The sequence below is a fragment of the Streptomyces iakyrus genome (genome assembly GCF_000717055.1).
In the GTDB taxonomy this organism is placed as follows: domain Bacteria; phylum Actinomycetota; class Actinomycetes; order Streptomycetales; family Streptomycetaceae; genus Streptomyces; species Streptomyces iakyrus.
This window is the reverse complement of sequence record NZ_JNXI01000025.1, coordinates 77398-98464: the sequence shown is the minus strand read 5'-3', so window position 1 is coordinate 98464 and position 21067 is coordinate 77398. Positions and strand designations below refer to the sequence as shown.

The 21067-nt window shown below is 68.3% G+C and carries 20 protein-coding genes, 1 tRNA gene and 3 pseudogenes; 12 read left to right on the top strand and 12 right to left on the bottom strand.

The window, feature by feature from the left end; genetic code table 11:
- The first annotated feature begins 286 nt into the window (after positions 1-286).
- Positions 287-1921 (top strand): IclR family transcriptional regulator domain-containing protein, encoded by a 1635-nt coding sequence (locus OO68_RS33200; RefSeq protein WP_033312912.1) that lies wholly within the window; start codon positions 287-289, stop codon positions 1919-1921.
- 124 nt (positions 1922-2045) lie between these two features.
- A tRNA-Arg gene (locus tag OO68_RS33195) sits at positions 2046-2118 on the top strand.
- Between the two features lie 210 nt (positions 2119-2328).
- Here the strand turns inward: OO68_RS33195 and OO68_RS33190 are convergent.
- From OO68_RS33190 to OO68_RS47905, 3 genes and pseudogenes are all read right to left on the bottom strand, one after another.
- Positions 2329-2637 (bottom strand): hypothetical protein, encoded by a 309-nt coding sequence (locus OO68_RS33190; RefSeq protein ID WP_033312911.1) that lies wholly within the window; start codon positions 2635-2637, stop codon positions 2329-2331.
- A 187-nt stretch (positions 2638-2824) separates the two neighbouring features.
- Positions 2825-3982, bottom strand: a pseudogene (locus tag OO68_RS48820) (tyrosine-type recombinase/integrase).
- A pseudogene (locus OO68_RS47905) lies at positions 3982-4089 on the bottom strand (DNA-binding protein); the annotation flags it as partial. The pseudogenes OO68_RS47905 and OO68_RS48820, both read right to left, overlap by 1 nt.
- Before the next feature lie 419 nt (positions 4090-4508).
- Between OO68_RS47905 and OO68_RS33180 the strand changes: the two are divergent.
- The gene (locus tag OO68_RS33180) at positions 4509-4943 is read left to right on the top strand and encodes a hypothetical protein (RefSeq protein ID WP_033312910.1); all 435 of its coding nucleotides are present in this window, start codon (positions 4509-4511) and stop codon (positions 4941-4943) included.
- Positions 4944-5174: 231 nt separating this feature from the next.
- Here the strand turns inward: OO68_RS33180 and OO68_RS46420 are convergent, their stop codons facing one another.
- The gene (locus OO68_RS46420; protein ID WP_157852777.1) at positions 5175-5699 is read right to left on the bottom strand and encodes a hypothetical protein; all 525 of its coding nucleotides are present in this window, start codon (positions 5697-5699) and stop codon (positions 5175-5177) included.
- A gap of 2423 nt (positions 5700-8122) precedes the next feature.
- Entirely contained in the window at positions 8123-8785 is a 663-nt protein-coding gene (locus OO68_RS33165; RefSeq protein WP_209442647.1) for a formylglycine-generating enzyme family protein, read from the bottom strand.
- Between the two features lie 337 nt (positions 8786-9122).
- Between OO68_RS33165 and OO68_RS33160 the strand changes: the two genes are divergently transcribed.
- Together OO68_RS33160 and OO68_RS33155 are read left to right on the top strand one after the other, a co-directional pair.
- Positions 9123-9653: a hypothetical protein gene (locus OO68_RS33160; RefSeq protein WP_157852776.1), complete on the top strand. Its 531-nt coding sequence runs from the start codon at positions 9123-9125 to the stop codon at positions 9651-9653.
- 181 nt (positions 9654-9834) lie between these two features.
- Positions 9835-10170, top strand: coding sequence for a hypothetical protein (locus tag OO68_RS33155; RefSeq protein ID WP_033312906.1), 336 nt, complete (start codon positions 9835-9837; stop codon positions 10168-10170).
- 390 nt (positions 10171-10560) lie between these two features.
- On the opposite strand, the gene OO68_RS33150 is transcribed toward OO68_RS33155, so the two are convergent.
- Entirely contained in the window at positions 10561-11676 is a 1116-nt protein-coding gene (locus OO68_RS33150) for a hypothetical protein (protein ID WP_033312905.1), read from the bottom strand.
- A gap of 151 nt (positions 11677-11827) precedes the next feature.
- On the bottom strand, positions 11828-12403 hold the full coding sequence (locus OO68_RS33145) for a CGNR zinc finger domain-containing protein (protein WP_033312904.1): 576 nt from the start codon (positions 12401-12403) through the stop codon (positions 11828-11830).
- A gap of 104 nt (positions 12404-12507) precedes the next feature.
- On the opposite strand from OO68_RS33145, the gene OO68_RS33140 reads away from it, so the two are divergent.
- On the top strand, positions 12508-13680 hold the full coding sequence (locus OO68_RS33140) for an epoxide hydrolase family protein (protein WP_033312903.1): 1173 nt from the start codon (positions 12508-12510) through the stop codon (positions 13678-13680).
- 18 nt (positions 13681-13698) lie between these two features.
- Here the strand turns inward: OO68_RS33140 and OO68_RS47900 are convergent, their stop codons facing one another.
- Genes OO68_RS47900 through OO68_RS33130 form a run of 3 tightly spaced genes read right to left on the bottom strand, consistent with a single transcriptional unit; the run spans position 13699 to position 14729 of the window.
- Complete coding sequence (locus OO68_RS47900; RefSeq protein WP_245237261.1) at positions 13699-14013, bottom strand: hypothetical protein; 315 nt, start codon at positions 14011-14013, stop codon at positions 13699-13701.
- 56 nt (positions 14014-14069) lie between these two features.
- Complete coding sequence (locus OO68_RS47895; RefSeq protein WP_245237259.1) at positions 14070-14366, bottom strand: hypothetical protein; 297 nt, start codon at positions 14364-14366, stop codon at positions 14070-14072.
- Positions 14367-14411: 45 nt separating this feature from the next.
- Positions 14412-14729, bottom strand: coding sequence for a hypothetical protein (locus OO68_RS33130; RefSeq protein WP_033312902.1), 318 nt, complete (start codon positions 14727-14729; stop codon positions 14412-14414).
- A gap of 213 nt (positions 14730-14942) precedes the next feature.
- Here OO68_RS33130 and OO68_RS33125 point away from each other — a divergent pair, with 213 nt between their 5' ends.
- Positions 14943-15491, top strand: a complete 549-nt coding sequence (locus tag OO68_RS33125) for a GNAT family N-acetyltransferase (protein ID WP_033312927.1) — start codon at positions 14943-14945, stop codon at positions 15489-15491.
- Between the two features lie 91 nt (positions 15492-15582).
- Positions 15583-16056, top strand: a complete 474-nt coding sequence (locus tag OO68_RS46415; RefSeq protein WP_051814896.1) for a hypothetical protein — start codon at positions 15583-15585, stop codon at positions 16054-16056.
- 59 nt (positions 16057-16115) lie between these two features.
- Here the strand turns inward: OO68_RS46415 and OO68_RS44580 are convergent.
- Together OO68_RS44580 and OO68_RS33110 are read right to left on the bottom strand one after the other, a co-directional pair.
- Positions 16116-17194 (bottom strand): annotated as a pseudogene (locus tag OO68_RS44580) (RNA-guided endonuclease InsQ/TnpB family protein); the annotation flags it as partial.
- A 162-nt stretch (positions 17195-17356) separates the two neighbouring features.
- The gene (locus OO68_RS33110; protein WP_033312925.1) at positions 17357-17758 is read right to left on the bottom strand and encodes a DUF6336 family protein; all 402 of its coding nucleotides are present in this window, start codon (positions 17756-17758) and stop codon (positions 17357-17359) included.
- Between the two features lie 43 nt (positions 17759-17801).
- Between OO68_RS33110 and OO68_RS33105 the strand changes: the two genes are divergently transcribed.
- The 4 genes from OO68_RS33105 (at position 17802) to OO68_RS33085 (ending at position 20930) form a co-directional block, all read left to right on the top strand.
- The gene (locus OO68_RS33105) at positions 17802-18116 is read left to right on the top strand and encodes a VOC family protein (protein ID WP_051814893.1); all 315 of its coding nucleotides are present in this window, start codon (positions 17802-17804) and stop codon (positions 18114-18116) included.
- Between the two features lie 433 nt (positions 18117-18549).
- On the top strand, positions 18550-19227 hold the full coding sequence (gene xynA / locus OO68_RS33095) for an endo-1,4-beta-xylanase XynA (RefSeq protein WP_033312900.1): 678 nt from the start codon (positions 18550-18552) through the stop codon (positions 19225-19227).
- Between the two features lie 290 nt (positions 19228-19517).
- A complete protein-coding gene (locus OO68_RS43210) occupies positions 19518-20003 on the top strand; it encodes a hypothetical protein (RefSeq protein ID WP_209442646.1) in 486 nt (161 codons plus the stop codon).
- 129 nt (positions 20004-20132) lie between these two features.
- Positions 20133-20930 (top strand): SAM-dependent methyltransferase, encoded by a 798-nt coding sequence (locus OO68_RS33085; protein ID WP_033312899.1) that lies wholly within the window; start codon positions 20133-20135, stop codon positions 20928-20930.
- The last annotated feature ends 137 nt before the right edge of the window (positions 20931-21067 follow it).

Genomic DNA, 21067 nt, shown 5'->3' with positions numbered 1-21067 from the left:
GGCTTGGCGGGGGCGGCGGGGGTCGGTGTGGAGGAGGGGTATGGGTTGCGGGTGACGAGGGGGTAGGGGGGTGGGGGCGCTGGTGCCGATGGGGGGCGGCCGCGGCACGCGCGAGGTTGTGGGGACGGTCACCGCCCGGCCCTTGGCCCCAGGCCCTCGCCCTCGGCCACCGGCCCCCGGCCACCCGGCCGCGCTTTCCGGATTACGGTGGGCGTGACCGCGACCGTCGCGGTCGTCGCGGCCGACCGGCTGTCATGGTCGTAGCGGCCGCCGTACCGGAGAACCGATGCCAGCGAAGCCCATGCCCGAGACGATTACTGGTACTGGTACTGGTACCGACGGGAACGTCCCCGCGGAGGCGGTCGCTCCCCTCATCCGGGGCATCGCGGTGCTGCGGGAGCTGACGGAGGCGAACGGCACACTGAGCCTGAGCGGCCTGGAACGCGCCACCGGCCTCGCCCGCTCCACGGTCGACCGCATCACGGCCACCCTCGCCCGCATGGGTTACGTCCGCTTCGACGGCCGGGACGTCCACCTGTCCCCCCGCCTGATGGAACTGGGCAACGCCTACCTGTCGGCCCTGCGCCTCCCCGCTCTGCTCTCGCCGCACGCGGACGCCCTGGCAGACGAACTGGACGAGTCGGTCTCCCTCGCGGTCACCGACCAGGACGGCATCCGCTTCATCCACCAGGCGACCCGCCGCCGCGCGATGTCCCTCAGCTTCCGCATCGGCGACCTGCTCCCGGCCGAACGCACCGCCCCCGGACCGCTGTTCGCGACGGAGTGGACGGCTGCGGACTGGCAGCGCTGGCGTGACCGCAGGGCGGCGGACCCGAGGGACCTGTCCTTCACGGCCGTACCGCCACGGACCCACAGACCGGACGCGCGGGACGATGACGCCTTCGTCCGCCGCACGGAAGAGGCGTCCGCCAACGGCTGGTCCCTCGACGACCAGTTGATCGAGCCGGGTCTGGTGGCGATCTCGGTACCGATCCGCACCCCGGGAGCGGACGGACGGATCGCGAGCGTGGCGAGCGTGGTCAGTCACACGAGCCGCCACACCGCGCACGACCTGCGCACGGCCCTCCTCCCGAGGCTGCGGTCCACGGTCGAGGCGATGGAACGCGAACTGCGCGACACCCCGCCCCCCGAGCCCGGCCCGCCTCCCGCGGACCTGGCGCTCTGGACGGGCGCCTCCAAGCAGCAACTGGGCCGCGAGTTCATCGAATCCCTGGCCCGGGGACTGACCGTCCTCACGGCCTTCGGCGAGGGCAGGGAGGAGCTGACCCTGACGGAGGTGGCCCGGGCGACGGGCCTGGCCCGGGCGACGGCCCGCCGGGCCCTGATCACCTACGAACACCTGGGCCTGGTGGCCCCGGCCGGCCGCACCTTCACCCCGACGCCGCGAGTCCTCTCCCTCGGCTTCCCGCCCCTGTCCCGCACCAACCTGTCCGAGATCGCCCAGCCCCACCTGGCCGACCTGACGTCCCGCATCCACGAGTCGACGTCACTGGCGGTGCTGTCGGACTCCGGCAAGGAGATCCAGTTCACGGCCCGGGTGACCACGGCCCGGGTGATGAGCGTGCACATCACGGTGGGCACGCGCTTGCCGGCCTACGCGACGGCACTGGGCAGGGTCCTGCTGGCGGACACCCGTGACGACGCGGCCCTGGCCTCGGTCCGCTCCCAGGGATACGCCCTGGTGGACGAGGAGCTGGAAGAAGGCCTCCGCTCGATCGCGGTCCCGATCCGCGACCGGTCGGGCCGGGTGGTGGCGGCCCTGAACACAGCACTCCACGCCAGCCGCCGCACCCCGGGGGAGTGCGTGACGGACCTCCTCCCGGAACTGACGGTGACGGCGACGCGCATCCAGACGGACTTCCACACGGCAGCACGCTTCACGCACGTCCCGCCGTCCTGAACCCCCACCGTCCCGGCCCACCCCTCTGACGTGACCCCCACACCCGCCCGACCGGCATCCGGTACGCTGACGCCTGTGGTCCTCCCAGACCACAGGCGTGACGCTGCTTGCGTCCGATGCCACTGCCTTCGTAGCTCAGGGGATAGAGCACCGCTCTCCTAAAGCGGGTGTCGCAGGTTCGAATCCTGCCGGGGGCACAGCCAGAAGGGCCAGCTCAGGAGGGGTTTCCTCCCAGGCTGGCCCCTCGTCATGTCAGGGGTCGTGCCACAAGCGTGCCAGTACGCACCAATGAGTCGGAAGCATCCGCAGCCGACAAGCCGGGCCCAGATGAGCATGATCGCTGCGTGAGTGACCGCCGCTCACGAACACCGCGAAATGCGGAAGATCGTACGACGAGGCGAAGTTGTTCAACCGGTGATGGCAGCCCGGCTCAGCCCCTGGAGCACGTCCTCAGGAGACAACTGTGAGTCTCGCAACGTCTCGTATCCGGCAACGACCTCATCCGGGTTCAAGCCGGCCTCTTGCGCCTTGCTACGCAGGTCAGCAAGGTCAGTGGCATCCCTAAGCGCCTGCTTCGCGGCCTCGGCGTCCTGATGCTGCAGCCGCTTGGCCGCTTCCTGCTGACCACGCCTCCACAGGTACCACCCTCCGCCGGCTCCACCTGCAATTCCGCCTGCAAAGAGGGCACCAGCGGCGGCGAAGAAGAGAATGGGCATCTCCGGTCCTTTCATTGCCGCTCATAGGCTGCCATGTCCGTACCGCCATCGCGGGCGAATCGGAGGAAACAGGCGACCCGTGGCTTCGATGCCACGCAGGTTCGAATCCGGCCGGGACATAGAGAGAAGGACCAGCCCAGGAGGGGTTTCCTCCCGGGCTGGCCCTTCGGCGTTTCAGGGCGGGCCACTACGGGCCTGCAGGGTCCTCGCCGGAGGCGTCGGAGGTCGCTCCCCCACCACCCCGGATCATGGCCCCAAGGCGGTCCGCGATGGCCCTATCCCGGTCGCTGGTCATGTGCTGATAGATCAGCGCGGCTCGGGAGCTACTGTGCCCCATCCGCGTCATCAGCTCCCGCGTGCTGGCCCCGGCCGTGGAGGCGAGCGCGTTGCCCGTGTGCCGTAGGTCGTGAAAGTGCAGTTCGGCCGTGACGCCAGCTGCCTTCCGGGCCTTGACCCAGTCGTCGCGGAAGTTGCTGCGCCTCAACTGCCCACCCTGCGGCCCGACGAAGACGTGCCCGTCACGGCCGGGAGCGGCGAAGTGCTCCAGGTGGTGCGTGACCGCGTCGAGGAGTTCGGCCGGGAAGGGCAACGGAGCGCACCCCGGCCGCGGACTTCGGCGCCTTGTCGAAGAGCCGACCGTCCTGCAACTCGGCCTGGGCACGGCGCACGGTGACGGTCAGCGCCTCCAGGTCGATGTCCCGACGCCGCAGGGCCGCCAGCTCCCCGAACCGCAGAGTGGTGAAGGCCGCCAAGAGCACGAGCAGCCGATAGCGCGGCGCCATCGAGTCGGCCACGGTGAAGACCTCTGCCACCGTGAGAACAGGCCGTTCGGGCACGTCGTAGCGGTCCGCACCTTTCATGCGGCACGGGTTGCGGCGGATCAGCTCATCGTCCACGGCGGTGTTCATCAGAGCGCGCAGCAGTTGGTACGCCTTGACCACCGTCGGCTCCCCGATGCCGGCAGCGAGGAGTTTGCCGCGCCAGCTACGCACCCGGGCCGTTGTCACGTCGGCCACGCTCCCGGCTCCGAAGGTGGGCAGGATGTGCAGCCGCATCACCGACTCGTTCCGCTCACGGGTCCGGTCAGCGAGCTTCCGGTCCCGCAGCCACGCGGTGGCCTACTCCTGGAAGTTCACTGCCCTGGCGTCCGGGTCCGACCACTGCCCCCGCGTGATGTCCGACTCGATGTGTGTCAGCGCGACTTGGGCGTCTGTCTGGTCGGGTAGGTCTTCTCCGCCGGGCGCAGTTGTCCCGTCTCCGGGTCCCGGTAGCGGACCTGCCAACGGCCCGACGGAAGCTGCCGGACCGAGCCGAAGTCCCGTCATCTTCCCTTCTTGTTGGCCATCAGGCAGCCCTCCGCAGGGAGCTACGCCGGTGGTCGATCGGCTGCACCGTATGGGCGTCGATAAAGGCGTTCAGTGCGCTCTCCGGGATACGGACGTGTCGGCCGACCTACGCAGCGACTCCGATGTCTGCCCGGTGTCGGGTGCTATTTTGCTCAAATCCAACGCCGACATCTACGAATAGACGTTGCCTCGCGCATTCACACATCCCATCTAGGGCCTATCGGGCTACCCGAGTGCGGTCAGCCATCGGCGTGAGTTACGCAACGCAGACGGCAACGAGCGCGAACGGCGACAACACCCGACGGCCTGTCACGGAACCCCCTTGAACCCGCTGGTCCCGCCAGCTGCGGTGTGCCCGCATCTTCTAAGCGCATGGTCGGTGACCGCGAGGCCGCACCCGACCGAGGCCCCACCGTGCCAGAACCGTGCCAAATCCTGCGGGGAACCACGGGGAATGGCGGGAGCAGGTCGCCGACCAGTCCCCATAGCCGCTCCGCCGCAGGTCAGTCCGGCAACCAGCCACAGATGATTCAAGCTTCCCAAGCTGATGGCTACCGCCAGCTTCTCAGCGGCCGGTTTCCCTTCGCCGCTTTCCGGATCGATCATGAGGTCATGGTGTCAAGCATCGTCGTTCAGTACACCGGTCTCCTGCGGACCAGCGACTACGACCTGTGGATCCGGTTGCGGGAGCTTCTGAAGGCTCAGCGGCTTGATCCGGACCGCACGATCGTCGTTGACCTCTTGCAGGAGGGCCCCGATCACGAGGACGGCCAGGTGATTTCCGAGGAAGGCAGGGTCTACAGGTTCACTCTCTACTATGACCAAGCAGCAGAACACGGCGCGCGCAGCGCCCGACTCGGCCGCTGGACCGACATAACCGATTCCTGGCAGCGTGGATCGCTGGCTACCCGAACAGCCGACGCCTTCGCCTGGATGTCATCACCCCAAAGCCTCAACTGAGTTACTTCGATCCGAACAGACCGCCGTGCCACAGCCGTGCCAGATGCAGGAGTCAGCAGCGGTCAACATGGGTGACTGGCGGGTGCGTCCGTGCCCGCCAGCTCGGTCCACGAAGCGGCAGGTCACCGACCCATTGCCCCAGCCTCTCTCCTAAAACCGTGCTTGCACCACCCGTAGCCAACTGACGGGACTCTTGAGTGAGAGACGTAGAGATGCCAGTACCCTACGCTTCTACGTGACCTCCAACCCTGCACGGGCAACATCGATAAACCGATGATGCTGGGCTCGGAAAGCCTGGTAGGCGAGGGTGTATTGGTTTCGCTGATCACCACGCGCGTCACCGATTTCTCCGAGCTTCCAAAAAGATGCAACTGCAGCTTGCTGGAGAGCTCGCGCCTCTTTGGCCACTGGTTCGGGTCCTTGAAGGTACACTTCTGTACTCGCTTTGGTAACCCCGCCCAACGCCTTCCTGGATGCAATCTGCATCTCGTTTATGATTTCCGCTTTCCGCGAATTGTCCACAGATCGGTCCACTTCCACCATACGCCAGAACACTTCAGCTAACGCATGGGCGCTCGCGCTCATCTCGCTGTACGCTCGCCGCCTTTCGTCACGCACTTTCGCAACATGGCTAGCGTGCGCGTTGACTTCAGCTTCAATTCGTGCTGAAGACGTGTTTCCCCGGCTGGTGACCCAACTGGCCCCGATGGCAGTAAGCGCAGTGAGCACGCCAACCCACCAACTGTTGTCCCCCATAGAGGCAAGTATGACGGTGGACCAACAGATCACGGTAGGGTCGTCTGTCGGCCTGACATCACCAACTGACATCAACGTCGGCGAACGGTGGCACACAGCGACGGTTGGCGCCGGATCCACAAGCGGTCAGCGGCTCCCTGCCGGCAGGTCGCACTGAGCTGCAATCGAACTCAAAAGCGGGTGTCGCAGGTTTGAATCCTGCCGTGGGCACGGAGAAGAGGGCCAGCTTAGGAGGGGTTCCCTCCCAGGCTGGCCCTTCTTTGTATGTATCCGAGGTCGTGCCACACGCGTGCCACTACGTCCGCTCGGGGTCCTCTCCCGAGGAGCCGGAGACCCCCACCCCACCGCCCCGGATCATGGCCCCGCGCCGATCCGCGACGACGTCTCCATACGGGCGAAGGCCACCAGACGGCCTGCTCTACCGCACAAGGATGCGCGAAAGTGTGCAGCCCATCCCGGTCTCCGAGTACCGAGGAACCGGTAGCGGTTGGCAGGACGGGAAGGAGGCGACACACATAGCGCCCCGCGCCCTCTCTGGGTGTGGGGCCGTTCGCGCGTACGCCCGGGAGTCCGGCTAGCCTCTCCGTCGAAAATTCTCCGATGTCGGGTAGCCCAGTTTCCGCAGGTCACGACGAAAAGCGGAACTCCTGACCCTATGTATAGGAAGAGGGCCTTCCTGGTCAGACCTCGCAGGCTCATGGAGGGTTGTCCTGCAACCGCACGAGCCGGCAGTTCTTCCGACGAGTTCCGGCCGTTTACGACCATCTCAGTTTCAGTTTGCCCGAGTTATCCGATCTGCCGGAAAGGATGCCCTGTTGAATGGGTCGTCGCCTGAACATAGTTTGTCGCTTGCCTACGGGAAACCGTGCAGGTAGCTTGCGCGCGACTTCATACAAAAGTGCTGGCCAAGCAAGTTATAAGAGTCGCCTCGGCCGGAGTCTGGCCCACCTGGTCTGCGCCTCACAGGCCAGCCGGATCTTGCCGTTAACTTCGTGTCTCATACCTACCTGTCCAGTAGGTTCCAGGAAAGCAAACGGCCGGGCTTGAAGCGTCCAGCTTGTCAAGGCTCGGCGGGCAGGAGCGCTGGAGAAGCGATATTGGTGATCGAGAAGCAACCCGGAAGCTTCCCCGCAGGTCGTGGCGCAGGCTGCCGGGGCTGGGGACCCTGGTTTTCCCAACATTCATCTTGGGACATCAGCTGCTTCCGCCAGGTGCCCGTAGTCGGCGAGGGTGACCAGAAGGACGCTTCGCAGACTTCCGGTCAACTTGAAAGGTGATCGACATGCTCTCGAGCATGTATGCACGGGTGCATGTCGGCAGGTCAGATCCTGCCGCGTCGGCGGTAATACCCCTGACCAAGGGTACGAGGTCGGCCGGAGAGAGCTCCCCCTGCACTTCCGGATCTAGCCGCAAATGTTGTGTCTCATTGGCATCGCTCAGTTAGGTTCCAAGCCCTGCGCGCGGTACCGACCCCGCGAATTGCAACCCTGAGGTTTCGTTTGCCGGAAAGTCTGTACCGTCCAGAACGCGCCCGGCCGAGCGGTCATCACCCGCCCGGCCGGTCGACCAGCGAGTCATCACCTCGCTGATCAGTGAAACCCCACCTAGGAAAAGGAGGCTCCATGCGGAGCGTAGCAAACACCGTGGTAAAGATCTTTCTGTCGGAACGGGGTGGTTTAACCCCTGCGGAGGGTCAGCAGCTGCCAGTTGACGAGACTGGACCCCTCCTGACGGGGCATGCCGCCCTGGTCTTTGTGGTCGCTGCGTTGATCGCTTCCGCCGCAGGAGTGCTGACCTACCTCAGCGCTGGCAACGCGGCCGGAGCGGTGTTGGCCGGCCTGACGGCGGGAGTGGCCAGCACTCCAGCGCTTCACAGGCTCATCGGCCACTGACACGGATCACGAGAGCAGATCCGGCGAGGGCCTTGACGCACTCCGACACCTAAAGGTGTGACGAGCCCCGACCGCAGAGCACGGTCGGGGCTTCATCGTGTCTCGGCCGCGGGCTGGTTCGATGGTGGGTTGCTGGTTGCACCTGCCGCGCCGACTTTTGCCTCATTGGACGGATGGCATCTCAGCGGCCTCGTCTGGTTCGCGCTCTGTTCGCGGGCCGGTCGGCTGCGGACGCTGACTGCATGGGGGCTGAGGGTGCGCGAGTTCTGATTGTCGTCGGCTGAGATACAAGGACGACGACGTGCCACAACCGTGCGAGATGCAGGGGTCAGCCCCGGTCAACAAGGGTGACCCGCAGACGAGCCACTGCCGGATGCCTTGGGTATCGAAGCCGCAGGCCACCGGCAGGAGACTCCGCCCTCTCTGCTAAAGCGGGTGTCGCAGGTTCGAACCCTGCCGGGGGCACCAGTTCAGTAAGGGGCCACCTCCAGCAATTCTCGGAGTTGGCCCTGCTGAATCCAGGTCCTGCTCCTAACTGGTTGGCACTGGTGCAACCGGGCGGACCGCGGTGAAGTCTTGGAACTCGTCGCGGGTGGCAGAGAGCAACAGCAGCCACTCGTCGCAGCCCTGCCACGGAGAGAGGTCGCCGCCACCTCCACGCACCACCCGCAGTCCGTCGCCGGTGCGGGGGCGTGCGTCCGTCGGCGCGTCCGTGAAATGCGGGATCCACACATCAGCGCAGATCTCGTTCGCCGAGCCCATGGCCACCAGTCCGAAGGCGTTTTCAGCCGCTGCAGTGCGCTCCTCGTCGGCGAAGTCGTCGAGCACTTGATCCTCGTCCGGCCTCTCGTCCCCGCGGAAGGTCAGAGTGGTCGTGCCTGCCCGGGCCGCGTACTCCCACTCCGCCTCGCTGGGCAGCCGGAAGGGCAACGCCTCAAGCAGGTCGTCCAAGTCGTCCTCGAAGCGGGCGGTGATTGAATCTGATTCGGCGAAGCTGTCCTCGTACTCGGGCAGCCAGTGCCGTGCTTGCGCCACCGTAAGAGGATGTCGGGCGATCAAGAAGGGCTCGACCCGCACTTCTCGTACCGGCCGGGCCTGGACGGCACCGGCGAAGAACGATTCGAGGTCTTCATCGGCGCCGTTGGATCGCTCTATGGCACGAACCGCGTCCAGTTCCGCGTCGGACAGGCCCATCAGGAACGTCCCACCGGGGACGGCCCGGAAGACCACTCCGGAAGGGGTGTGCCGCCAAGCCGGCCGGCCGGTCACGATCTCTTGGGCCCACATGGTGCCGGACGCTAGCAGCCGGGCATCCCGGACGACGCCCAGGAAGGGAGTGTGGGCAGCTGATCACTTCCTGGACGTCGAAGCTCAGCACCACTACCACTCCAGACCGAGCAGGGGATCACGGTGAAAGCCGACGGCACCTGTGAGAGTGCAGGTCAGCCGTCTACGCAGGGCAGCGCCTGATTCAGCCTCGCGTGATCGCAGCCTCCCAAGCCCTTCCCGAGTCGGCCCGTTCGGTGAACCGTTGATCGCGATAGCATCCCGCGTGCCTATCCCTTGGCGGTCAAGCGTCCACACGTTCGCGCGGATCTTGAGGCAGCATGGAGTCGAGCCCGTCGCTGTACGCGATGTCCAAGCTGCATGGGATGCCTTCGGAGAGTTTCTCCAGATCGAGATCGAAGGGATCGAGAGGCCCGAGAACGACGGTGACGGCTTCATCGTCCAGTGGGGAAGGTGGGACTGGAACGACGATCAGCCCGCGCTGTCCTTCGGGCGGCAGCTTGCCGTCACCGAGGTGGGTCAGCGTGACGATCCCTATGGGCAGCCCGAGCACTGGCAGGTAGAGCTACAGCTCATCTTCGGAGAGGACCCGGCCTGGGCTGATCTCGACAGCCTCGGCCATCAAGACACCGGGGTCGACTTCGACGAGATCGGCTCCCCCAGGGCTGTGGCGCTCGGAAGGATCCGCCGCCTCATCGAGTCCTATCCCCAGCTGGCAGCCATATGGCGAGCCAAGCCCATCCGCAGTGACTTGATCCTTGAACGAGCGGGGTAGCTGCTGCGCCCGGTACAGCACGGAAGTACAGCAGCCACAACGGCCGTTGTCCCTAGCCCCGGTATCGGGGCTTCAGGGAAGCGCTCGTCAGGCCACACGCGGCCCCACCACCGATGAAGAGCCCGCGCAGTACGCCGATAATCCGTCGAGCCCGGCCCCGCGGCGGCTCTACCCTTGCCGCATGGCCCATGGAAAGACCTCGTACGTCTGCCTGCCCTGCCGGGCCTCGTACAAGCAGCCCTACCCCGGTTACCACGACCACGACCGGGTCTGTTCACGCTGCGCCGGGCCGCTGATTCACGTCGGCTCCGCCTTCGCGGCACCCAAGAGGCGGGACACCGCCGCCTGGCGCATCCTCTCCGTGCTGCTGCACGCCGGTGTGCGCTTCCACAAGAGCTGCTGCGGCGGCCCCGGTTACCGCCCTCGCACCCTCGGCGAGGTGCGCGAGCGCATGGCCTACGCCCGGGCCAGCGGAGAACCGTTCGCTCAGGCGTTGGTCCGTCGCGACCTGCCCTAGCAGCCCGAAGGTCAGGGGGCAGGCATTGTGCCGCGCCCATGAGCTTCACCCCGGGGCCTGCCGGCATGAGCCGCGGAGTGCAGGGCACCCCGTCGCGCGACTCGCGGCCCGTCCAGCAGGCGTACCGCAAGCCGGGCCAGGGGTGTCGGCGAGGGTGGCGTGCGAGGCGCACAGGGATTCGGTCCAGGCCGGGGACGAAACGCCCTCGTACGGCTCCCGGTTCCGGATGGCGCGCCTCGTGCCGACAACCGAGGCCCGGAGCGAAAAGCCCCCGCCGCCGCGTCGCCAACAGCCGCCGCCGGCATCGGGTCAGCGCAGCCTGTCCTTGGCCTGGTAGTAGGCGCCGCCGAACGGCTCACCGAGACAAGCCTGCGGCCCGGACGCGGCCGCTCAGCGCAGACGCCGGACGGCCTGGGCCTCGGCGCGTTCCACAGCGCTGCGGCCGTGGGTGTGCACCAGGGCCAGGTGGAACAGGGCCGGGGCGACCGGGGCCCAGCGACGGACGCGGTCCGGGCGCAGGAGGTGGCGAACCACGTCCGCCGGGCGGAACGGCACGTACTCGATGCTCTGGTGCTCCCACCGGTCGGCAACGCCGCGTGAGATGCGGGAGCGTAGGACGTCGCCGGTCAGACCGGTGAGGTGCGCGGTGAAGTGGGCGCTCCACTGACGCCGGTCGACATCCAGGACGAAGGCCAGCATCGTGAGCGTGTACTCGTGCGGCTCAAGGGAGAGTTCCTCGCGCATGCCGCGCCGCGCGACGTCGTGGAGGTCGGGCGCGTTGCGGCCCGCCGAGTCGATGTGCCGGGAGAGCCCCTCGTTCACCGAGGAACCCCATAGGCCGGGCCCTGAGCGCACATGGTCGGCTCGTCGGCTGACGACGAGCAGGTGGTCGGCGGTGACCACCGCCACGTTCACGCCGAAGCTGCACTGCAGGAAGGCGGGGGCGTCCAAGGGCCGGTCGGGGTCGAGGTAGCGCTCCCTCGGGGTGGTCCCGTCGGGAAGCCTGCGGTCGAGCTGCTGCGCTGCGAGGAAGGTGAAGTAGTCGGTGGGACGCAGCCGCAGTCGGACGTCGGCGTGCTCCTCGAGCGTGGTGCGGGAGATCTCCAGGCCCTCGACGGCATAGCGGGGGCCGTTCCAGATGCGCACCCGGGTGCCGGAGGTCTCGGCCCGCTGTTCCGCCTCTTCGATCTCCGCCCGCCACGGCGCCATCTCCTCAGGGAGGACCACCTCCCCCTCCAGTACCTGGACCCGGACCGACTCCGGCGCGATGGCCTGCTCGCCGTCGCCCTCGACGACGAGCGCCGACGTGTGGAGCGGCCCGATCGAGAAGGTCGACCACGAGGAGAGCGGGGCGCCGCCCGAGCGATACGTCAGACTGCGCACGGTGGTGGCAGATCGGCGCCGGATCGTGAACCAGGCGTCCTGGAGCGGCTGTTGGAACAGTGTGGCGAAGATGATGCCGAGGACGGCCCCGACTATCCCGTTGGCAAGATCGATTCCGGTCACAGACCCGCAGCGTATAGCGTCACCGCCGACTGGGACTGTCTCCCGACGACCGCGACGAGGCCGCGCCGACGGCTGAAGGTCCGTCGGGGCGAAATGGCGCCCCTCCCCGAACGGTGTCGGTGAAGCCCGTAGGCCGGTTCGGTCGAGGCCGTCAGTCCGCCGTTCCGAGCTTCTTGCGCCGGCTGGCCTGGAAGCGTGCCTTCTTCTGGCGATTCCCGCACGTGTTCATGTCGCACCATCTGCGCGTGCGGCTCTGGCTGGTGTCGAAGAAGGCGGCTCGGCAGGTCGGTGATGCGCAGAGGGCCAGTTTTCCGTCGCGCTCGCCCGCAATGATGCTGACCGCGTCGGCGGCGATCACGCTGAGGGCGTCTTCCACGCTTGAAGCCGAGCCGAGCCGCCATCGCCGCTCGCCCTCGGGGGTCAGGATCGCCGCGGCCCGGCCCTGAACGCTGCAGTCGTTGATGACGTGGACGGCAGGCGCGGGGAGGGCGTTCTGCGTCGCGGCCGCTGTCGCGGCGGCGTGGATCGACTCCCTCAGTTCCCGAGCGCGGTCGAGCTGGGCAGGGGTGCAGGACTCGACGGCGAGGCCGTTCACCGCCAGCCAGTCGATGAGTCGCTGCGGCGTGGGAATGCGCTCCACGGCCTCGCCATGACGCTCCGACAACGTCCCCGTGAAGCTGGTCGCCAGCACCTTGCCGAGGCGGAAGTCAGGAAAGCCGGCACGCATGGAACCACCTTAGCCGGTTGCGTCATGACCGGGAAAGCTGTTAGAACCGGCTTAGACGGTTCGTGAAAGGTCGTAGCCGGTTCCGCGATGGCCAGGAGGTCCTCATGCCCCGCCCGACCAGCGACGTACAAGCGTTTGAAGCCCGCGCAACGGACGCCGATCTCGACGATCTGCGCGCTCGGCTGGCCGCGGCGCGGCTGCCGGAGCCGGAGACGGTTCACGGGGCCGCGCCCGGCGCTCGCCGATGGGCACAGGGCGTTCCGCTCGCCGACCTCGTCGACGTCGTGGACTACTGGCGCACCGGGTACGAATGGCGGTCGTTCGAAGAGCGCCTCGACCGCATCGGCCAGTTCCGCACGACCATCGATGACCTGGGCATACATTTCCTGCACCGCCGGTCCGCACGCGCGGACGCCGTTCCGCTGCTCCTGACGCACGGCTGGCCGGGCAGCATCGCCGAGTTCGTCGACGTGGTGGACGAACTGGCGGATCCGGAAGACGCGGACGCGCCGGCGTTCCACGTCGTGGCCCCGTCGCTGCCGGGCTTCGGTCACAGCGACAAGCCGGCCACCACCGGGTGGGGTACCGAGAAGATCGCGGCCGCCTGGGTGGAACTGATGGGGAGGCTCGGCTACAGCACGTTCGCAGCCCACGGCGGCGACTGGGGCGGGAACATCACGACGGTTCTCGGCGGCAGGTTCCCGGCGCACGTTCTCGGCATTCACACGACGTTCGCGGAAGCTCCGCCCGGGTTGACCACGGAGGGGCTGACCGCGGTCGAGCGCCAGTGGACCGTGCAGACCCGCGACTTCTGGCGCCACCGCGCGGCGTACGCGAAGCAGCAGGCGACCCGGCCGCAGACCATCGGCTACTCGCTCGTGGACTCACCGGTCGGGCTTCTCGCCTGGATCCTCGACAAGTTCGCCGAGTGGTCAGACACCGACGACAGCCCGTTCGAGAAGATTGCGAGAGACCGCATTCTCGACAACGTCACGCTGTACTGGCTGACGCGGACCGGCGCGTCGGCGGCCCGCATCTACTGGGAGAGCCACAACTCGCTGGACCCCCGCCTTCGGGTCGACGTCCCGTCGGCGATCACCATGTATCCCCGCGACATCGAGAAGGTTCCACGCCCCTGGGCACAGGAGCGGTTCCGGAACATCGTCCGCTGGAGGTCGCCCGACATCGGAGGGCACTTCCCGTCGCTGGAGGTTCCCGAGTACTTCGTCGACGATCTCCGAGAGGGCCTCGCGACAGTGCTCGCCGCCGGTCACTGAGCGGCGGACGGGACGGGTTCACCCGGCCAGCACGATGGCCTGAACCGACGGTGTCAGTCGGGCGCGATAGCGGCGTATCCCCCAGCTGCGGTGTTCCAGCTCCGCCGCCATCAGTACCTCCGCCCTGTTCAGGCGGTCGGGCACGAGCTCCACCAGGGCGGCCACCGGGTGGTCGCCGGTCAGCGGATAGTGCTTGACCCGGCGGAACTCCCACTGGGGGTCCGGCTGGGACGAGCCGTGGCCGCGGACGATCCACTCGTCCCTCTGCGACCCCGCACCGGGCGGCTTCTCCACGCCCACCTCCAGCACACCGGCATGGACGGTGAAGCTCATGCCCATGCCGGAGCCGGCGACAGGGCGGGTTCGCTCCCCGGGGTCGATCAGCCGCGCTACCGGCTGTTCCCCGCCGTCGGGTGTGACAGTGCCACTCCCAAGGATGCGTGGCGGAAGGCGCCTTTGCCGGCTGGTGTCTCCGGACGGAACGAGCACACCATCAGCAGCTGCCGGAAAGCGCGGCCGGGCGTCGCCTTGACGTAGGACGCCCACTCCGCCGGCACGCCCTCGTGGTCGGCGGGCAGCACGTCCCAGCCGAACGTGAGCCTGCCGCGCAGCGGTTCGTCGTCGGACGGGCCGCCGAGTGTGCGCTCCGGCAGGAGCTCGACCTCGTGCAACCGGACCTCGGTCATGCCACTCCTTCGCTCCGGCCGTGCAGGTAGGTGAACGCTCCCCAGTCACGGTAGTGGGGATGCCGGGCACGGGTGGCGAGTTGGGCCGTGTGCGCCGTCCGGGCCGATGACGGACAGCACGCCTCCATCATCCTGGGTGACACGCCACCTGTGGTCGACGGGGTGGCCGAAGGGCAGTTCGTTCAGCGAGAGGAGCACCGGGAGGCCCCACCGGCCGTTGGCGCGGGCGAACAGGCTGCCTCCGGACCCGTCGCCGGTGGTGAACGGGCTGATGCCGGACAGTCCCACCGCCAGGCCTGCGTGCCGGACGCCCTCCGCCTCCACGACGAAGGCCCACCCCGTGATGTCCCGCGACAGCCGCACGCCATCCCCCTTCGCGCCAACCGGTCATCGGCGAGACTCACCATGGCACGCCGGTGGGCGGCCCCGCTCGCCGGACTTGACCTCGCCGACGGGCTCTGATCGGCTGAGCCCATGGCCGTGGACCCCCGCGACGACGAGGCGATGCCGATCGTGGCTGCGTGGCTGCCCCACTTCGCCCGGATCGAGCGGGTGGCCGGCCGGGGCGGTCGCGGCGTGAGCGCCCTCGCCGCGCAGGCCATCAGCACCGGGCGGCTGGACCTGCTGCCGCTACGTGTCGAGCACGCCGAGGAGATGGCCGCCGTGCTGTCCGATCCGGCCCTGCACACCTTCATCGGCGGTACTCCGGACACCCCGCAGGCCCTGCGCTCGCGCTACCAGCGCATCACCGCGGGCTCTCCCGATCCGGCCGTCTCCTGGCTGAACTGGGTGATCCGGCTCCGCGACGAGCCCTGCCTGACGGGCACGGTCCAGGCGACGGTCGGCCCCTCCGGCCACGCAACCGTCGCCGAGGTCGCCTGGGTGGTGGGGGTGCCGTGGCAGGGAAGGGGCATCGCCGCCGAAGCGGCCCGGGGAGTCGTCGGCTGGCTCGCTCGGCAGCCGGTGGACGCCGTGGCCGCCCACATCCACCCCGAGCACCGGGCGTCGGCCGCCGTCGCCACCGCCGCCGGGCTCACCCCCACCAACGCATGGCACGACGGTGAACTCCGATGGCACCTGACCGTCGGGCACCGGCTCCGACGTCGTTCGGATGGCGCCGAGTAGCCACGTCAGGAGCGCTACACCATGCGCGGACGCCTCGCATGACATATCCGGAAGAACCTCGACACCTGCCGTGCGAGTGTCACAGTGAGCCGTGACCTCGACAACGTTCCTGCCGTTCATCGGCGTTGTGCTCGGTGGCCTCGTGTCGACCCTGGCCCAGTACTCGCTGGGCCGCGCTTCGGAGCGGGCCGAAGTGCGGCGCAGCTCTCGTGAACGCGCCGAGGCGCGTCGCAACGAACGCGTCGCCCACCTGGTCGACTTCCTGTCCGCGGTGCAGGAAGCCGAGCGGGTCGCCGTGGACCGCTACCACCACCGACTGGCCGACGAGCAGTGGCAGGCCCGGGCGAAACAGTCCATCGACAGGATGTGGGTAGCGCAGAAGACCATCCACATGCTGTGCGCGTCCGAGGTGAACGAGGCGGCACGCCGACTGGCGTACGACGTCCAGGACGTGATCAGAAAGGGCCCCGACGACCCGGAGGAGCCGCAGGACGAGAAGGTCTGGGCCTACATTCGCCCCAGCCGCAGGGCGTTCCTCGATGTCGTGCGCGACCACTTGGACTGACATGCTCCTCGCCCTGAAGGGACGAGGATTCTGGCCATCTCCACCGGTTGCCGTGACCGCTACGCGGCACGGTTTCCGGTCGGGAATCCGTGGCTTCCTGTTTCTTCACGCTGTGCCGGGATCGCTCCGGTCTTACCGGCGCTCCGCAGGCCGATACCGCCAGTCCGGCGGCCGTCTTCACATTGATCGCGGCGTTGTGGTCCCGGTCGTGGACCGTGCCGCAGGCGCTGCAGGTCCATTCCCGCACGTTCAGGGATTTGGGCCCGTCCACGACGCCGCAGGCGTGGCAGGTCCGGGAGGTCGGTTCGAACCGGCCGATCTTCACCAGGGTGCGCCCGTACCGTTCCGCCTTGTACGTCAGCATGCCGATGAACGAGGACCATCCGGCGTCGTGCACGGATTTGGCCAGCCTGGTACGCCCCAGTCCCGCCACCGACAGGTCCTCCACGGCGATCCCTTGGTTCTCGGAGATCAGCCGGGTGGAGAGCTGGTGGTGGAACTCACGGCGCGCGTCGGCGACCTTGGCGTGGGCGCGGGCGACCTTCAGGCGGGCCCTGGCCCGGTTCTTCGATCCCTTCTGCTTGCGGGACAGCTCCCGCTGTGCCTTCCTCAGCTCCTTCTCCGCGCGCCGCAGAAAACGCGGGGAGTCGATCTTCGTGCCGTCGGACAGGACGGCGAAATGCGTGAGGCCGAGATCGATGCCGACGGTGCGGTCGGTTGCGGGCATCCGCATCGTGTCGGCATCCAGGTCGGTGTCGATGACGAAGGAGGCGAAGAACCTGCCCGCCGCGTCCTTGACGACGGTGACCGACGACGGGGTGGCGGGCAGGGTGCGCGACCACTTCACCTTCACCGCCCCGATCTTCGGCAGGTTCAGACGGCCGCTGTCGGTGATGTTCCAGCGGGCGTTGGCGGTGAACCGGATCGACTGCCGGGCATCCTTGCGCGACTTGAAACGGGGCGCTCCCAGTCTCGGGCCCTTGCGGGCGCCCTTGAGTGAGGCGAAGAAGTTGCGGTAGGCGGCCTCGGCGTCCCGCAGGGACTGCTGGAGCACCACCGCGGAGACCTCCCCCAGCCAGGACCGCCCGGCTGTCCGCTTCGCCTCGGTGATCAGCTTCCTCGACAGCTCACCGGCCGTCGGGACCGTATGCGCGAGATGTCACCGTGGCGTGCCCCCCCGGCTCCGCCGGGACGACACCGCGACGCTCCGCGTCGCCACCACGATTCGCTTCCCCCCGGCCTGAAGGCCGGAGCACTGCGAATGAACCCGGTAGCCGCTGATGGAAAGGCCCTGGGCGCTCTAGCCGTGCAACCGGCTGCCGTAAGGTGCGGTCGCCACGAGGTGGTACAAGCCGAAAGCGGCAGCGCCCAGGACGAGCAGGAACAGCCCGGAGCGCAGGAACAGCGGGCCCACCAGGGTCGCTGCCTCGCCCTGCGTCGTGACGGTGCCCCAGTCCCGCAGACGCCGGACGTCTCCCGCACTGGCCCACCAGAAGCCGGCACCGACCACAAGGAAGATCGCACCGAGGAGACCAACAGCACTGAAGACGGCCAGGAATTCCTCTCGATCGCTGTGACGATCGATACTCAAGGTCACCACCATGAGCGGTACCACGCCCAGCGAGCCGAACGTCACCGCTCGCCGCGCGACGCCGACCGGCCGCAGCCGCGGCAGCAGCACGCCGTCCTGATCCAAACCCATGGTCGGCACACTATCTCCGGGCGAGAAACTCGCCCCGTGAGGGATGGCCGCCCACTCCCCACCACGTCGTCATGGTTCGAGAAAACGTATTGTCGAGATCGGGCCGCGCGAGGGGTTCGGCGGGCCTCAGCCGACGATCATCCTGAGCCGCCGGGACGAGCCGGGACCGGGCAAGACCCGGCTGCACATCGACGTCAACCCCACCGACCGCGATCAGGACGCCGAGCTCGAACGCCTCCTGAAGCTCGGGGCGCGTCCGGCCGACATCGGGCAGACCGGCAAGGAGCAGCGGCACGTGCTGGCCGACCCCGAGGGCAATGAGTTCTGCCTGCTCAAGGCCCGTCTCAAGGAGCTGTGACGGCCTCCGCCCTCACGGCCCGTGGGCGACGACTTCACCTGGTACGCACCTCCCGGACGACCCCGCCCAGCGCCGCAGGGACGCGCTGATGGCGGTGCATGAAGCCCTGCGGGACCGCGCGGCGCTCTCCGCGCACCAGGCGGGCCGCAGCGTGGCTGCGGCTTGATCCGTCCGGAAGAGGTCCGAAACATTCGACGAACGGAATCATCTCCTCCGCGAGAGCGAAGGACAGGCAGGGCAACCGCACTCGCGGCCGGTCAGCCCTGAAATCCCGCTTGAACAGGGCGAACTCCCGCCATACGCAGTCTCCCTTCACCCTCGAACATTTCGCAGGAGACGCCGAAACCATTGACAGTTGACAGGGCTCGGCCAACACTCCGGAGGACAGAGCTCCCCCATCGACCACCCCACGAGGACGAGGAGGAAGCACCCCATGAAGGAGTCACCAGGCCGCTTCCGGCTGCTCATCAGCAGCGCCTGCACCATGCTGCTGGTCGCGGTCGCGGCCCTCACCATGCCGGGCACCGCGCACGCCGACACCGTCGTCACCACCAACCAGACGGGCACCAACAACGGCTATTACTACTCGTTCTGGACGGACGCGCCGGGCACGGTCTCCATGACCCTGTCGTCCGGCGGCAGTTACAGCACGTCCTGGCGCAACACCGGGAACTTCGTCGCCGGCAAGGGCTGGAGCACCGGCGCCCGGCGCACGGTGACGTACTCGGGCACGTTCAACCCGTCCGGCAACGCCTACCTGACCCTCTACGGCTGGACGGCCAACCCGCTCGTGGAGTACTACATCGTCGACAACTGGGGCACCTACCGGCCGACGGGCACGTACAAGGGCACCGTCACCAGCGACGGCGGCACGTACGACATCTACAAGACGACGCGGTACAACGCCCCGTCCGTCGAGGGCGTGCGCACCTTCGACCAGTACTGGAGCGTGCGGCAGTCGAAGCGCACCGGCGGCACCATCACGGCCGGCAACCACTTCGACGCGTGGGCCCGGGCCGGGATGCCGCTGGGCAACTTCAAGTACTACATGATCATGGCGACCGAGGGGTACCGGAGCAGCGGCAACTCCAGTATCAGGGTCGGGCCGTGACAGGTCGCCAACCACAGCTACACCCGCACCTGACCCGGCTGGACCAGGCACGGACGGGACACGCGGTCGCCCCGTCCTGACCGTCGGCGCGACGACCCCCGGGCCGTCGCGCCACGAGCGGGGGGTCCTAGCAGGGCGGCCCGCTGCCGGCGGCGCCACCGACACGGTTCGCGTGCCGTTCCGACGCCACCCGGAGCAGCGTCTCGCGCAGGGCCTCCCGGGTGCGCCCCCGGGTCTTCCTGAGTACGCGTGCTCATGACGGCCCCCTGCCGCCCCCTGATCCTGGGCGTATGACTATTCGGGGAATGGTGGCGGCCGGGGCCGCGCTCGTCGGTGGTGTGCCTGTGGCGGCCTGGGGGCTGATGGGGCAGCAGAACTACGACGGGCTGCCGGCCAGTGAGCTCGACTACGCGTTTCAGCCGTGGGACATCGGGGACGGCGTGGCCGCCGTCGCCGGGGGGCTCGCGCTGGTGCTGGCGGTGGCCGGTGCGGCGGTGCTCGTGCGGGGCACGCTGCGCGGGGCGATGGACCGGCGGTGGTGGGGGGTGCTCGGGCCGCTGGTGGTGCTCGGTCTCATGCTCGGGGTGGGGTGGCGGATCCTGACCGCGGGGGGCATCGGGGCCAACATCGGCGCGGGACTGCTGATCATCTTCGGTACCCCGGTCGCCGCCGGGCTGCTGCTGTGGGCCCTCGCCTGGGCGTTCTGGCTGGTCACCCAGCGCCACGGGCACGAGGGCGGCGGCGACCTGGGCGGGATCGCCTCCCGCGGGGTGTAGCAGCGGGCCGGTCATGGCCGAAACCGCGCGGCAGGCGTCCGGGCGGAGAGACAACGCCCGTATCGCATGGGGAAGTTCGCCTAGGTTGGGGGCCGGTCCCCCCTTCCCCGCCCCCCAGGAGGCCCCGCCGTGTCCGACGACAGCCTGCGTGACCGCATCGACACCTCCAAGCCGCACTCGGCCCGCTTCTGGAACTACTTCGTCGGCGGCAAGGACAACTACGAGGTCGACCGCGAGATCGGCGACCAGATCAAGTCGATCTTCCCGGGGCTCGTCGACGTCGCGGTCACGAGCCGCCGCTTCCTGGGGCGGGCCGTCGAGTACCTGGCCGGTGAGCAGGGCGTACGGCAGTTCCTGGACGTCGGCACCGGACTGCCCACCGCCGACAACACGCATGAAGTGGCCCAGCGTGTGGCTCCGGACGCCCGGATCGTCTACGTCGACAACGACCCCATCGTGCTGGCCCACGCCAACGCCCTCCTCACCAGCACGGCCGAGGGCAGGACCGCGTACCTGGACGCCGACCTGTACGACCCGGAGGCCGTTCTGAAGGCCGCCGCCGGCACGCTCGACCTCTCCCGGCCGGTCGGCCTGATGATCCTCAACACCCTGGGCCATGTCGCCGAGTACGAGCGGGCCCGTGAGCTGGTACGGCGGCTCATGGCCGGGCTGCCGGCCGGGAGCCACCTGGTGATCAGCGACAGCACCGCGACCAGTGAGGGCATGATCGCCGCGTCGGAGGCGTACAACGCGAGCGGTGCGGTGCCGTACTACGTCCGGCCGGTCGCCGAGATCGCCGGGTTCTTCGACGGGCTGGAGCTGGTGGAGCCGGGGGTGGTGAGGGTTCCCGAGTGGCGACCCGGGGCTTTGGGTGACGCCGGTACCGGTGCCGTCGACGCGTACTGCGGGGTGGGACGCAAGCCGTAGGCGGGTGTACGTGGTCCGGTGCGGCGCCGTGGGAGCTGGTCGCACAGTTCCCCGCGCCCCTGAGCAGGATCGGCCTCCGTCCGTCACCCGTCCGGGTCGGTCATCCCGGCCCCCGCCCGCCCCCACGCGATAATCAG

Coding starts and splice junctions, on each gene's coding strand:
- OO68_RS33140 (WP_033312903.1), top strand. CDS start 12,508: ATGCCCCGCCCGACCAGCGACGTACAAGCGTTTGAAGCCCGCGCAACG.
- OO68_RS33155 (WP_033312906.1), top strand. CDS start 9,835: ATGGCCCATGGAAAGACCTCGTACGTCTGCCTGCCCTGCCGGGCCTCG.
- OO68_RS33180 (WP_033312910.1), top strand. CDS start 4,509: ATGATTCAAGCTTCCCAAGCTGATGGCTACCGCCAGCTTCTCAGCGGC.
- OO68_RS33110 (WP_033312925.1), bottom strand. CDS start 17,758: ATGGGTTTGGATCAGGACGGCGTGCTGCTGCCGCGGCTGCGGCCGGTC.
- OO68_RS43210 (WP_209442646.1), top strand. CDS start 19,518: ATGACTATTCGGGGAATGGTGGCGGCCGGGGCCGCGCTCGTCGGTGGT.
- OO68_RS33200 (WP_033312912.1), top strand. CDS start 287: ATGCCAGCGAAGCCCATGCCCGAGACGATTACTGGTACTGGTACTGGT.
- xynA (WP_033312900.1), top strand. CDS start 18,550: ATGAAGGAGTCACCAGGCCGCTTCCGGCTGCTCATCAGCAGCGCCTGC.
- OO68_RS47900 (WP_245237261.1), bottom strand. CDS start 14,013: ATGAGCTTCACCGTCCATGCCGGTGTGCTGGAGGTGGGCGTGGAGAAG.
- OO68_RS47895 (WP_245237259.1), bottom strand. CDS start 14,366: ATGACCGAGGTCCGGTTGCACGAGGTCGAGCTCCTGCCGGAGCGCACA.
- OO68_RS33165 (WP_209442647.1), bottom strand. CDS start 8,785: ATGGGCCTGTCCGACGCGGAACTGGACGCGGTTCGTGCCATAGAGCGA.
- OO68_RS33105 (WP_051814893.1), top strand. CDS start 17,802: ATGGCCGCCCACTCCCCACCACGTCGTCATGGTTCGAGAAAACGTATT.
- OO68_RS46420 (WP_157852777.1), bottom strand. CDS start 5,699: ATGGGGGACAACAGTTGGTGGGTTGGCGTGCTCACTGCGCTTACTGCC.
- OO68_RS33145 (WP_033312904.1), bottom strand. CDS start 12,403: ATGCGTGCCGGCTTTCCTGACTTCCGCCTCGGCAAGGTGCTGGCGACC.
- OO68_RS33190 (WP_033312911.1), bottom strand. CDS start 2,637: ATGCCCATTCTCTTCTTCGCCGCCGCTGGTGCCCTCTTTGCAGGCGGA.